The organism is Allobosea vaviloviae (genome assembly GCF_001298265.1).
Classification (GTDB): Bacteria; Pseudomonadota; Alphaproteobacteria; order Rhizobiales; family Beijerinckiaceae; genus Allobosea; species Allobosea vaviloviae_B.
In genome coordinates, this window is sequence record NZ_LGSZ01000032.1 from 73145 (window position 1) to 84748 (window position 11604).

At 66.6% G+C, this 11604-nt stretch carries 12 protein-coding genes; 4 read left to right on the forward strand and 8 right to left on the reverse strand.

What is annotated here, in order from left to right:
• Positions 1-8 precede the first annotated feature (8 nt).
• From AE618_RS10250 to AE618_RS27930, 6 genes are all read right to left on the reverse strand, one after another.
• Entirely contained in the window at positions 9-1019 is a 1011-nt protein-coding gene (locus AE618_RS10250) for a WD40 repeat domain-containing protein (protein ID WP_054208967.1), read from the reverse strand.
• Between the two features lie 176 nt (positions 1020-1195).
• Positions 1196-2158, reverse strand: a complete 963-nt coding sequence (locus AE618_RS10255) for a CobW family GTP-binding protein (RefSeq protein WP_054208968.1) — start codon at positions 2156-2158, stop codon at positions 1196-1198.
• A gap of 258 nt (positions 2159-2416) precedes the next feature.
• Positions 2417-3349 carry a metal ABC transporter substrate-binding protein gene (locus AE618_RS10260; protein ID WP_054209065.1) on the reverse strand — a complete coding sequence of 311 codons (933 nt, stop codon included), beginning with the start codon at positions 3347-3349 and terminating at the stop codon, positions 2417-2419.
• 37 nt (positions 3350-3386) lie between these two features.
• Positions 3387-4277, reverse strand: coding sequence for a metal ABC transporter permease (locus AE618_RS10265; RefSeq protein WP_054208969.1), 891 nt, complete (start codon positions 4275-4277; stop codon positions 3387-3389).
• A gap of 79 nt (positions 4278-4356) precedes the next feature.
• Positions 4357-5103 (reverse strand): zinc ABC transporter ATP-binding protein AztA, encoded by a 747-nt coding sequence (gene aztA / locus AE618_RS10270; RefSeq protein ID WP_054208970.1) that lies wholly within the window; start codon positions 5101-5103, stop codon positions 4357-4359.
• Complete coding sequence (locus AE618_RS27930) at positions 5100-5249, reverse strand: hypothetical protein (protein ID WP_156330204.1); 150 nt, start codon at positions 5247-5249, stop codon at positions 5100-5102. The genes aztA and AE618_RS27930 overlap by 4 nt, the downstream gene beginning before the upstream one ends.
• Positions 5250-5372: 123 nt before the next feature.
• Here AE618_RS27930 and AE618_RS10275 point away from each other — a divergent pair, with 123 nt between their 5' ends.
• Complete coding sequence (locus tag AE618_RS10275) at positions 5373-5660, forward strand: hypothetical protein (protein ID WP_054208971.1); 288 nt, start codon at positions 5373-5375, stop codon at positions 5658-5660.
• A 13-nt stretch (positions 5661-5673) separates the two neighbouring features.
• Here AE618_RS10275 and AE618_RS10280 read toward each other — a convergent pair whose 3' ends face one another.
• Positions 5674-7254 (reverse strand): glucan biosynthesis protein, encoded by a 1581-nt coding sequence (locus AE618_RS10280; protein WP_248310821.1) that lies wholly within the window; start codon positions 7252-7254, stop codon positions 5674-5676.
• Positions 7255-7581: 327 nt separating this feature from the next.
• Here AE618_RS10280 and AE618_RS10285 point away from each other — a divergent pair, with 327 nt between their 5' ends.
• The 3 genes from AE618_RS10285 to AE618_RS10295 all read left to right on the forward strand — a co-directional run bounded on the left by AE618_RS10285 (position 7582) and on the right by AE618_RS10295 (position 11329).
• Positions 7582-8550 (forward strand): TAXI family TRAP transporter solute-binding subunit, encoded by a 969-nt coding sequence (locus tag AE618_RS10285; protein WP_054208973.1) that lies wholly within the window; start codon positions 7582-7584, stop codon positions 8548-8550.
• A gap of 113 nt (positions 8551-8663) precedes the next feature.
• Positions 8664-10967, forward strand: coding sequence for a TRAP transporter permease (locus tag AE618_RS10290; protein WP_082365165.1), 2304 nt, complete (start codon positions 8664-8666; stop codon positions 10965-10967).
• Positions 10964-11329, forward strand: a complete 366-nt coding sequence (locus AE618_RS10295) for a DUF1850 domain-containing protein (protein ID WP_054209067.1) — start codon at positions 10964-10966, stop codon at positions 11327-11329. The genes AE618_RS10290 and AE618_RS10295 overlap by 4 nt, the downstream gene beginning before the upstream one ends.
• Positions 11330-11332: 3 nt before the next feature.
• On the opposite strand, the gene AE618_RS10300 is transcribed toward AE618_RS10295, so the two are convergent.
• Positions 11333-11572: a hypothetical protein gene (locus tag AE618_RS10300; protein ID WP_054208974.1), complete on the reverse strand. Its 240-nt coding sequence runs from the start codon at positions 11570-11572 to the stop codon at positions 11333-11335.
• Positions 11573-11604 lie beyond the last annotated feature (32 nt).

The following is an 11604-nucleotide window of genomic DNA, read 5'->3' on the forward strand; positions in this document are numbered from 1 at the left end:
GCTTCGCCCTAGGCAGCCGGCAAGGTGAGCACGCCGGCCGCGCCGTCCTCCGTGCCGAAGGCCAACCGCTTGCCGCCGTTGTCCCAGGCGAAGGCGGTGATGCCGCTGCCGCGCAGGGCCGGGCGCACCAGCAATTCGGAGGCATCGGTCAGGCGGATCATCAGGATGCAGCCATCGTCATAGCCGACCGCCAGCACCAGCGCTTTGGGGTGAAACGCGACGCGCGTCACCTTGGCATGGCGGGCGCCGCATTCCCGCGGCGCCTTGCCCTGCGGCCCCTCGCCCTGGAAGGGCCAGACGATCGCGGCATCGGCCCCGCTGGAGGCGAGCCAGAGCCCGTCATGCGACCAGGACAGCGAGCGCGGCTTGGCCGGATAGCCGGTCATCCGCATATGCGTCGGCTTGTCGCCGAGCTTCCAGCCATGCAGCGCGTTCTCGGGCATCGAGGAGACGACGAAGCGACCATCCGGCGACCACATCACGTCGAGATGAGCGCCCTTCCATTCCAGGAAGTCGGGCTTGGCCTCGGTGTTGGGGTACCAGAGCGAGACGCCGTTCATCTGGCCGATCGCGAGGCGATAGCCCTTGGGCGCGAAGACCAGGCCCTGCGGCGTCGTACCGACATCGAGCGAACGGACCTTGCCCTTGTCGTCGCGGGCATGGACGGTCTTGCCGGTGTTCCAGGCGATGCTGCCGGACGGCGACAGCGTCACCGCATCGATCCAGCGCCGCTTGGGATCCCGCGCGATCTCGGTCGGCTCGCCGGTGGCCGCGGTCGAAACGACGCTCCCGTCATCGCCGCCGGTGACCAGCCGCTCGCCATCGCCGCAGGCCGAGAGGATGCCCCCGGCATGTGCCTCGATGCTGTCGAGAACGCCATCGCTCCAGCGCAGCACCCGCCCGTCGGCGAGCGCCAGCGCCAGCGTGGCTTTCAGCCAATGGGCGCCGACGACATGAGCGCCGGCCTCGACGGGGACGACATGCTCGCGCAGCGAGATGGGGGTGGTGGTCGTGTTCATGGGCAATGCTTTAGCTTTGGCTGCATGTTTCGCAACCCATTGTCATTCCGGGGCATCGCGGAGCGATGAACCCGGAACCCACGGCTGGGTGAAACATCACCAGCCGCCGGACGGGCTCACCCGGTCGTGGGTTCCGGGTTCGCGGCTGCGCCGCGCCCCGGAATGACAAGAAAGGCTCACGCCGCGCAGGCTTCGAAACCCTTGCGCAACTCGTTCTCGTTGAGGTCGCGCCCGATGAAGACGAGGCGCGACGAGCGGGCCTCGTCGGTCTTCCAGTCGCGCTGGAGATCGCCGTCGAGGATCATGTGCACGCCCTGGAAGACGAAGCGGCGGGGCTCGTCCTTGAAGGCGAGGATGCCCTTCGAGCGCAGGATGTTGGGGCCCTGCGCCTGGCTGACATCGTTGATCCAGGGCATGAACTTCTCAGGGTCCACATCGCCGGGGATCGTGAACGACATCGAGCGCACCTCGTCGGAATGATGGTGGTGATGCCCGGATTCGAGGAAGTCCGGCTCGATGTCGAGGATGCGATCGAGGTCGAAGGCGTTTCGGTCGAGCAACTCGGCGATCGGCACGTCGCAGCGCGTCGTCCTGTGCAGCTTGGCATAGGGGTTGATGGCGCGGATCGCGGCCTCGACCTCGGCCAGTTCGTCGGCGCTGACGAGATCGACCTTGTTCAGAACGATGACGTCGGCGAAGGCGATCTGGTTCTTGGCCTCGGGGGCGTCCTTGAGCCGATCCTTCAGCCACTTGGCGTCGGTCACCGTGATGACGGCGTCGAGCTTGGTGGCATCCCCGACATCCTGGTCGACGAAGAAGGTCTGGGCGACCGGCGCCGGATCGGCGAGCCCGGTCGTCTCGACGATGATCGCGTCGAACTTGCCCTTGCGCTTCATCAGCCCGTCGAGAATGCGGATCAGGTCGCCGCGCACGGTGCAGCAGATGCAGCCATTGTTCATCTCGAAGATTTCTTCGTCGGCACCCACGACGAGGTCGCCATCGATGCCGGCCTCGCCGAACTCGTTGACGATGACGGCGAATTTCTTGCCGTGATCCTCGGTGAGGATGCGGTTCAGGAGCGTGGTCTTGCCGGCGCCCAGATAGCCTGTGAGCACCGTGACGGGGATTTTCTCGGACATGGTCGATCCTGCTTTTTCGGAGGCGGTCCGCACGGTCCGGCAACCCAGTTATCCCTCGCCGTCAATCCGGCCGGAGCGCAGCGAAGAGACGGGATCCATCGTAGAGCGTCATTCTCGGGCTTGACCCGAGAATCTCATGACCAGCGAGCTGGTTTTCGAGATGGTCGGGTCAAGCCCGACCATGACGCCTTCCAAGGATCCTGGATCGGCGCTGCTTCGCAGCTTGTCCGGGATGACGATGTTGCTTTGGGATAATCCTCAGGCCGGGCCGGCGGCGAGCGCCTTTTCGATTTCGCTTATATTGTGTTTCATCATCGCGATGTAAGTCCCGGCCGGGCCGGCGGCGTCGGAAAGCGCATCGGAATAGATCCGTCCGCCGATCTTCGCGCCGCTCTCCTTGGCGATCTGCTCGACGAGGCGCGGATTGGTGACGTTTTCGAGGAAGACGGCCGGCACCTTCTCGGCCTTCACCTGCCGGATGATGCGGGCCACATCCTTTGCGGAGGCCTCGGCCTCGGTCGAGACGCCCTGCGGCGCAATGAACTGGATGCCATAGGCCTTGACGAAATAGCCGAAGGCATCGTGCGAGGTGATCGCCTTGCGCCGGTCGGCCGGGATGCGTGCGACGGCCGCCTTGATCTCGCCATCCACCGCGTCGAGATCAGCCAGATAGCGCGTCGCATTGGCCTCGTAGGTCGCCTGCCCGGCCGGGTCGGCCTTCACCAGGGCGTCGCGGATATTGGCGACATAGACCTTGGCATTGGCTGCGTTCTGCCAGGCATGCGGATCGACATCATGGTCGTGGCCATGGCCGGCCTTGGCGTCGTGATCGGCCTCGCCCTTCAGCGGCGTGATCCCGGTCGTCGCTGTCGCGACCGCTGCCTTGGCGCCGGACGACTTGATCAGCCGGGTCATCCAGCCCTCGAACTTCAGCCCGTTGACGACGATCAGCTTCGCCGCCGCCATCGCCTTCGCATCGGCCGGCGTCGGCGAGTAGACATGCGCGTCGCCATTGGCGCCGACCAGCGTGGTGACGCTGACGCGATCGCCGCCGACTTCCCGGACGAAGTCGCCGAGGATCGAGAAGCTGGCGACGACCGGCAGCTTCTCCTGCGCGCGGGCCGCCAGCGGCAGGGCGGTGACGAGCAGCCCGGCAGCGATGGCTCCGATGAGGGCGCGACGGTTCGGCATGGTGATCTCCAGCGAATAATGAAACACTATAACATTACTACCGCTGAAGATGGGGTCGAGGCAAGAGGCGTCTGAGCAATCCGCCCTGGGAGCCGATCAGGAGCGAACCGAGATAGAGCGCGCCGGCCGCCAGGATGATCGCCGGCCCGGCTGGGAGATTACTGCCGGCAGAGTAGGAGACCACGAGCCCCGCATAGCCCGCGACCATGCCCAAGCCGCTGGCGAGCAGGATCAGCCGGGTGATGTCGGCCGTCCAGAAGCGCGCCGCCGCCGCCGGCAGCATCATCAGCCCGACCGCCAGCAATGTGCCGAGCGCATGGAAGCCGGCAACGAGGTTGAGCACGACAAGCGCGAGGAAGGTCAGGTGCACGACACCGCCCGAGCGGCTGACCGAGCGCAGGAAGCCGGGATCGACGCATTCCATCACCAGCGGCCGATACAGCGCAGCCAACGTCAGCAGCGACAGCGTCGCCACGCCCGACAGCAGCACCAGCACATCGTCGTCGAGCGCCAGCACATTGCCGAACAGGACATGGAAGAGGTCCACAGCCGAACCGCGCAGCGAGACGATGGTGACGCCGAGCGCCAGCGAGATCAGGTAGAAGGCCGCCAGCGACGCATCCTCCTTGATCACCGTGATCCGCGCCACCGCGCCGGCCGCCAGCGCCACCGCGAAGCCCGCGGCGAGCCCGCCCAAGGTCATCGCCGGCAGGGAGAACCCGGCCACGAGATAGCCGATCGCAGCGCCGGGCAGGATGGCGTGGGCCATCGCGTCGCCGGTCAGGCTCATCCGCCGCAGCATCAGGAAGACGCCGATCGGCGCGCCCGATACCGACAGCGCGACGATGCCGACCAGCGCCCGGCGCATGAAGTCGAATTCGGCGAAAGGGCCGATGAAGAGGTCGTAGAGCATCGGCAAACCCGTCATTGCGAGCGCAGCGAAGCAATCCAGAGGTCGGCGCGAGAGGCTGGGTTGCTTCGCTGCGCTCGCAATGACGAAGACGGCATCACGCCGCGTTGCGCTCGCACGGCGCCGCGTGGCTGTCGAAGGCCTCAACCATGCGGCGTGCCTTCAGCAGGTTGGCCGGGGTCAGAACCTCTGCCGTCTCGCCCCAGGCCACCGTCTCGCGCGCCAGCAGCAGCGTCTGCGGGAAGGCGCGGCGCACCGTCTCGATGTCGTGCAGCACGGCGACGACCGTGCGGCTCTCGCCATGCCAGCGCTGGACCAGCGCCAGAAGATCGGCCGTGGTGCGCGCGTCGATGGCGGTGAAGGGCTCGTCGAGCAGGATGATGTCGGCGTCCTGCAGCAGGAGCCGCGCGAACAGCGCGCGCTGCATCTGCCCGCCGGACAAGGCCCCGATCGGCCGGCGCTCGAAGCCGGCGAGGCCGACGGCGGCGATCGCGGCCTCGATCTTGGCCGCCGAGCCGCGCCCGATGCGCCCGAAGATGCCGGCGCTGTTCCACAGCCCCATCGCGACGAGGTCGTAGACATGGATCGGGAAGGAGCGGTCGAGCTCGGCCTGCTGCGGCAGATAGGCCAGGCGACGCCCCGCAGCCAGGGCGACGCTGCCGTCGAGCGGCGACAGCGCGCCGGCGATGCCCTTGAGCAAGGTCGATTTGCCGGCGCCGTTGGGACCGACGATCGCGGTCAGGCTGCCCGAGGCGATCTCGCCAGAGAGGTGATGCACCGCGGGATGGCGGTCATAGCCGAGCGTCAGGTCGGTGAGACGGATGGCCGAAGCGGTCTTGCTCACAGGATCACCGCAAAGGTCGCGACCCACAGCAGCGCCGCGATGCCCGCGGCAAGCCCGATGCGGGCCCACGCCGACAGGCGCAGCAGCGACCAGCCCGGATTCTCCGAGACGGCGTGGGAAACGTGATGAACATGCGCATGAGCCATACGCGATGATATAATGTTACGAAGAGCGGCCGGCAAGCGGAGTCTGCGGAGGGTCGGCGGCAGGAGCGCATCGTTGGCAATCGGCTCGCTGGACAGCCTGAGAGCTTCGGAGGATGATTGCTTATGGCGGACACTACCGAAAATCTCGTGCTGACGATCCTTCGGGACATCCGTAAGGAGCAGGCCGATCATCGCACTCTGCTTCTTGGGGTGGTGGAAAGCCTGCGTCGCCTCGAAACGCGCAGCGACAAGCGGATGCTGGCGCTGGAAACCCGGCTGGGCGATCTCCGCGACGACCTGGAGCTGATGCTGAAAAGCGAGCTTCTCGGCTCACGAGCTCATTTCGAAACGGTCTACGAGCACAAGCTCGAAGCACTCGCCGAAAGACTGGCCGCAGTCGAGATCACTTGAAGCAGCACCACGCTCAGAACGGCAGGTACTGATACAGCCAGGTCTCGGTCAGCACTGTCTCGCCCGCCTTCATGAAGCAGCGCATCTCGACCGGCTCGGTGCCCTCGACGGTGAGATCGAACTGCGCCCGCCAATGGCCGGGCACGTCGTCGGGCACGGCTTCCGCGAAGATGTAGGAGAAGGTGCCGCGCGAGGCCGAGAGCACGACCTCGGGCTTGACGCCGAAGGGGATCTTCTCGAGCGCCGGCCCGAGGAACTCGATCATGAACTTGCGCACGCCCTTGGGACGCACCGTGCCGGGCTGGCCGCCATTGCCGAGCCGCGTCGCGACAACGCGGCCGAGCTGGGTCGGGAAGGGCTCGTCGGCGAGCCAGTGCAGCTTGTAGCGGAAGGCATAGGAGGCGCCGGCCTTGGCCGGGCCGTCCGGCACCCACATCGCGACGATGTTGTCATGGATCTCGTCGTCGGTGGGGATTTCAATGAGCTGGACCGCGCCTTTGCCCCAGTCGCCTTGCGTCTCGACCCAGAGGCTCGGCCGGCGCTCGTAGAACACGCCATCGAGATAATGCCCGACCTCGCGGTCGCGCTGCATCAGGCCGAAACCGCGCGGGTTCGCATCCACGAAGGCCGATGCGGTCGTGCGGGAGGGATTGTTCAGCGGCCGGAAGGCACGCTCGCCGGTGCCGGTCCAGAGCGCGAGACCATCGGAATCATGCACCTCCGGACGCCAGTCGACGGCGGTCGCCTTGGCGGTCTCGGAGTACCAATACATCGAGGTCAGCGGCGCGATGCCGAGGCGTTGGACATCCGCGCGCAGATAAAGCGCGGTCTCGATCTCCATCGTGACGCCCTTGCCGCGATGCATGCGGAAGCGATAGGCGCCGGCCACGCTCGGGCCCGACAGCAGCGCGTAGACCACGACGAATTCGGCGCCCGGCTGCGGCGTCTCGAGCCAGACATGGGTGAAGTCGGGAAACTCTTCCGCCTTGCCGCCGACGGCCGGATCGACCGCGAGCCCGCGCGCCGAGAGGCCATACTGATAGAGCTCGCCGATGGCGCGGAAATAAGAGGCGCCGAGAAACGCGACCCAATCGTTCTTCTTCCAGTCGAGCGCCTCGCCCTTGCGGCCGGGATGACCGGTGCGGCTCTCCTGGAAGCGGAAGCCGGCAAAGCCGGCGCCCCGGGGCAGTTCGCGCGCCGGCGAATCCTGGGGCATCTCGAAATAGCTCTCGTCATAGACGATCTCGCGCGCCTTCCCGCCATCGAGCACATGCATGCGCACCGGCTTCTGGAAGTAGCGCCCGAGATGGAAGAACGTCACCGGCCAGGGCGAGGGGCCGTCCGCCCACAGGGCCATCTCCGGCTTGAACTTGATCTTGCCATGGGCGTCGTAGTCGATCCGCTCCAGAACGTCGGCGCGCGAACTCGCCGGCCGCTGATAGGGCTGGGCCGCAAGCTCCCGGGCCCGGATCTTCAGCGCGTCGAAGCTGAAGCCTTCCGCCTCGCCAAGCCGCAGACCCTGCTGCGCCAGCGCCTCCGGCGAAAACCCGAGCGCAGTCAGGGCCGCGGTGGCGCTGGCGCCGGCCAGCAACATGCGACGATCGGGACGGGGCGGTCTGGCGCTGGGATCACGGGCGCTGCGAGTCATGGCGGGCGGGGCTCGTTGTGCTGGCGACGGCGGCGCCGTCAGGGCTGAAATCGGGCTAGCCTGTCCCAGCGGCAAGGGCAACCGGCAAGGCAAGGCGAGAAGGCAAGCGAGAGGCCGACCACCGCTGATGGCCGCCAATCATGGCGAAAGCGTCACGCAGCCGGGGCGCTCGCCGAATGGCGCAGGCCCCCATGCTTTCAATTGCAGGCAGGTCTGGTCTACAAACGATCTAAGACCGGCGCGCAATGCCGATAAATTCACTCGGGAGGTGACATGAAACAGCTCGTATCCGGCCGGCGTCTGGCCGGCATCGCCACTGCCGCGCTGATCGCGCTGGCGCCAGCCGCGGCCCGCGCGCAGGATTTCATCAACGTGCTGACCGGCGGCACTTCGGGTGTCTATTACCCGATGGGCGTCGCGCTCTCGAAGATCTATGGCGAGAAGATCCCGGGCACCCGGCCGACCGTCCAGGCGACCAAGGCCTCGGTCGAGAACCTCGTCCTGCTCCAGCAGGGCAAGGGCGAGATCGCCTTTGCGCTCGGCGACTCGCTCGATGCCGCCTGGAAGGGCAACGAGGAGGCCGGCTTCAAGAGCCCGCTGAAGAAGCTGCGCGGCATCACCGCGATCTATCCGAACTATGTCCAGATCGTCGCCTCCAAGGAGAGCGGCATCAAGACCCTGGCCGATCTCAAGGGCAAGCGCCTCTCGGTCGGCGCGCCGAAATCCGGCACCGAGCTGAACGCCCGCGCGATCCTGGCGGCCGCCGGCCTGTCCTATAAGGACCTCGGCAAGATCGAATATCTGCCCTTCGCGGAATCCGTCGAGCTGATGAAGAACCGCCAGCTCGATGCGACGCTGCAATCGGCCGGTCTCGGCGTCGCCTCGCTGCGCGATCTCGCCACCGCAGTCGAGATCGTGGTCGTCGAGGTTCCCGCTGCGGTCGTCGACAAGGCCGGCCCGCCCTTCGTCAAGGTCTCGATTCCCGCCAACACCTATACCGGCCAGACCGCCGCCGTGCCGGCTGCCGCCGTGCTCAACTACCTCGTGACTCATGAGGGCATGAAGGAAGAGACCGTCTACCAGATGACCAAGGCTATCTATGACAGCCTGCCCGACCTGGCGGCGGCCCACGCCGCAGCCCGCTCGATCAAGCTCGAGAACGCGCTCGAGGGCATGCCCTTGCCGCTGCACCCCGGCGCCGCCCGCTACTTCAAGGAGAAGGGGCTGAAGGTCGGCTCCTGAGCCGCCGTCCTTCCCCTGCATGGGCGAGGCCGTTGACGCGGCCTCGCCTTTTCTGTGATGGCAGCCCGTCGGTCATCCACCGGCGAGAATGATGACGACGGGGACATCAAGTCATGAGCCGCGACGAGACCAGACCTCTTGCCGTCCCCGATATCGGCGCGATCCCCACCGAGAGCCCCGAAATTCTGGTCGATCCCGAGCACGGCCTTCCGCCGGGCTTCGGCGAGGGCTGGACCGGACGCCTGCTGTTCTGGATCGCCCTGGCCTTCTCGCTGTTTCAGATCGCGACCGCTTTCAACGTGCCGCTCGACCACCGCTTCAGCGGCGTCACGATCATCGACCTGCTGCGGGTGACGATGGCGCTCTGGCTCGTCTGGATCGTCGCGCAGGCCGCCCGCAGCAGGCCTTATGCCGAGATGGTGCTGGCTTGGCTGCCGATCTTCGTCGTCGTCGAACTGCTCGCCCGCTTCGGCGGCTCGGTGCCCAACCAGATCCTGCGTGCGCTCCATGTCGGCATGCTCTGCCTTGTCGCGGGTGGTCTGCTGGCACAGCACAAGAGCCATTCGACCGCAGCCCGGACGTTCGCTTGGGTGCTGGCTGGGCTCGGTTTTCTCGTCGGCCTGTACCACTGGGCTTTCTATCAGGATCTGGTCGCGCGGGCGGGCGAGGTAACAGAGGCCGACCTGGTCGTCGGCATCGCCGCCATCGCGATCCTCTTCGTCATCTGCTGGCGCTTCATGGGGCCGGCCCTGCCGATCGTCTCGGGCCTGTTCCTGGCCTACTGCCTGCTCGGGAACTACCTGCCCGCCCCGCTGAACCACCGCGGCTACTCGCTCGACCAGGTGATCGAGCACATGTCCTTCGGTACCGAGGGCATCTACGCCACGCCGACCGGCGTCTCCGCGACCTTCATCTTCCTGTTCATCCTGTTCGGCTCGTTCCTCGAACGTGCCGGCATGATCCAGCTCTTCACCGACATCGCCATGGGGCTGTTCGGCGGCGCTCGCGGCGGGCCGGCCAAGGTCGCGGTGTTCTCCTCAGCCCTGATGGGCACGATCTCGGGATCGGGCGTCGCCAACGTCGTCTCGACCGGGCAGTTCACGATCCCCCTGATGAAGCGCTTCGGCTATCGGGCCGCCTTTGCCGGCGGCGTCGAGGCGACAGCCTCGATGGGCGGGCAGATCATGCCACCGGTGATGGGTGCCGTCGCCTTCATCATGGCTGAGACCATCGACGTGCCCTATGCGGCCGTGGTTCAGGCCGCCATCGTGCCAGCAATTCTCTACTACGCGGCCGCTTTCCTCGCTGTGCATCTCGAAGCCGGCAAGCGCGGCCTCGTTGGTTTGCCACGCGCGGAACTGCCGAGCGCCGGCAAGGCACTGGCCGCAAAATGGCACCTGATCCTGCCTCTCGCCGTTCTGGTCTATCTGCTCTTCGCCGGATACACGCCGCTCTTTTCAGGCTCGGTCGGCCTTGCGCTGACTGTCGTCCTGATCCTTGGCGGGTCGATCTCTCTCGGCATCGGCGCGGTCGCGCTGCGGGTGCTCCTCTGGGTCGCGCTCGGCCTGCTCTGCGCCTTTTTCTTCTGGTACGGCATCCTGGTGATCGTCGGCATCGTTGTCGGGCTCATCCTTGCCAATCTGGCAACGAAGGGGGGCGCCGAGACCGTGGCGGCCTGCCGCGATGCGCTTGCCGACGGTGCGCGACAGGCGATTCCCGTCGGCATCGCCTGCGCCGTCGTCGGCATCGTCATCGGTACGATGACGCTGACCGGCATCGGCACGATCTTCGGCAATGCCGTCGTCGCGGTCGGCCAGCACTCGCTGTTCCTGGCGCTGGTGCTGACGATGATCGTCAGCCTGATCCTCGGCATGGGCATTCCGACCATCCCCAACTACATCATCACCTCCTCGATCGCAGCACCGATCCTGCTCAAGCTAGGCGTGCCGCTGATCGTCAGCCACATGTTCGTGTTCTATTTCGGCATCATGGCCGATCTGACGCCGCCGGTGGCACTGGCGGCCTTCGCGGCAGCGCCGATCGCCAAGGAGTCGGGCTTCAAGATCGCCTTCCAGGCCGTGAAGATCGCGATGGCGGGCTTCGTCATCCCCTTCATGGCCGTCTACGATCCGGCCCTGATGCTGCAGCCCGTCCAGGGCGTCACCGGCTTCGCGTACGCGATGGGAGCCGCCTACATCATCGGCAAGGCGCTGCTCGCCATCTGCCTCTGGGGGGCGGCGACGATCGGGTTCATGAAACGCGACATGGCGGTATGGGAGCGGCTTTTGGCAGCTGCTGCAGCCGGCTCGCTGGTGCTCGCCCTGCCGCTCACGGACGAGATCGGTTTCGCGTTGGCGGCCCTGCTGATAGGCCTGCATCTTTGGCGGGCCAAATCCGCTGCCGCCGCCCCGGCATGAGCCTGTGCCTGGCGGCCGGCGCGCTTACGGTGGCGCTCGGCAGCGGCGAGGTCACGCTGCGCTGGCGTCATTCCGTCCAGAAGACGCTGTGGGAGGAGGTCTGGCGCGAGACGCCCGACGGCCTCGTCATGGCGGAGGCCCGCATTGAGGGCTCGGGCGCCGGCATGGACCCGCCCGAAGGTTCCAGGTTGAGTGACGGCTTCTGGCGCTGGACGCCAAAGCTGCCGCCACAGCGGGACATCATCATGCGCCGATCGGGCGCGACGGCCGACTGGCAAATCTGCGTTGCGGGACAGTGCAGGGCGATGAGCGAGTATCTGCCGGCGGAGGCCGACCCGGTGACGCTCAAAGCCTGCGGCTAAAGCTCAGCCGCGCCCTGTCAGCCCCTCGACCTTGAGGACGCGGCGCATCAGGTTGAGCATGCCGTAGCCGGCAAACACCGAGAACAGCGCCATCAGCACGTAGCCGACGATAGGACCGAGTTCGAACAGGCCGGCCAGCGCCCAGCCCGAGGCCAGCGCAACCCCGAAGAGCTGCACCGCGATCAGGATTCCCAGCGAAATCACCATGATCAGGGTCTGCCAGTTGGTGCGCCTTGCGGCCATGCTCTCGATCCCTTGTGGCGGGCACGCGACGA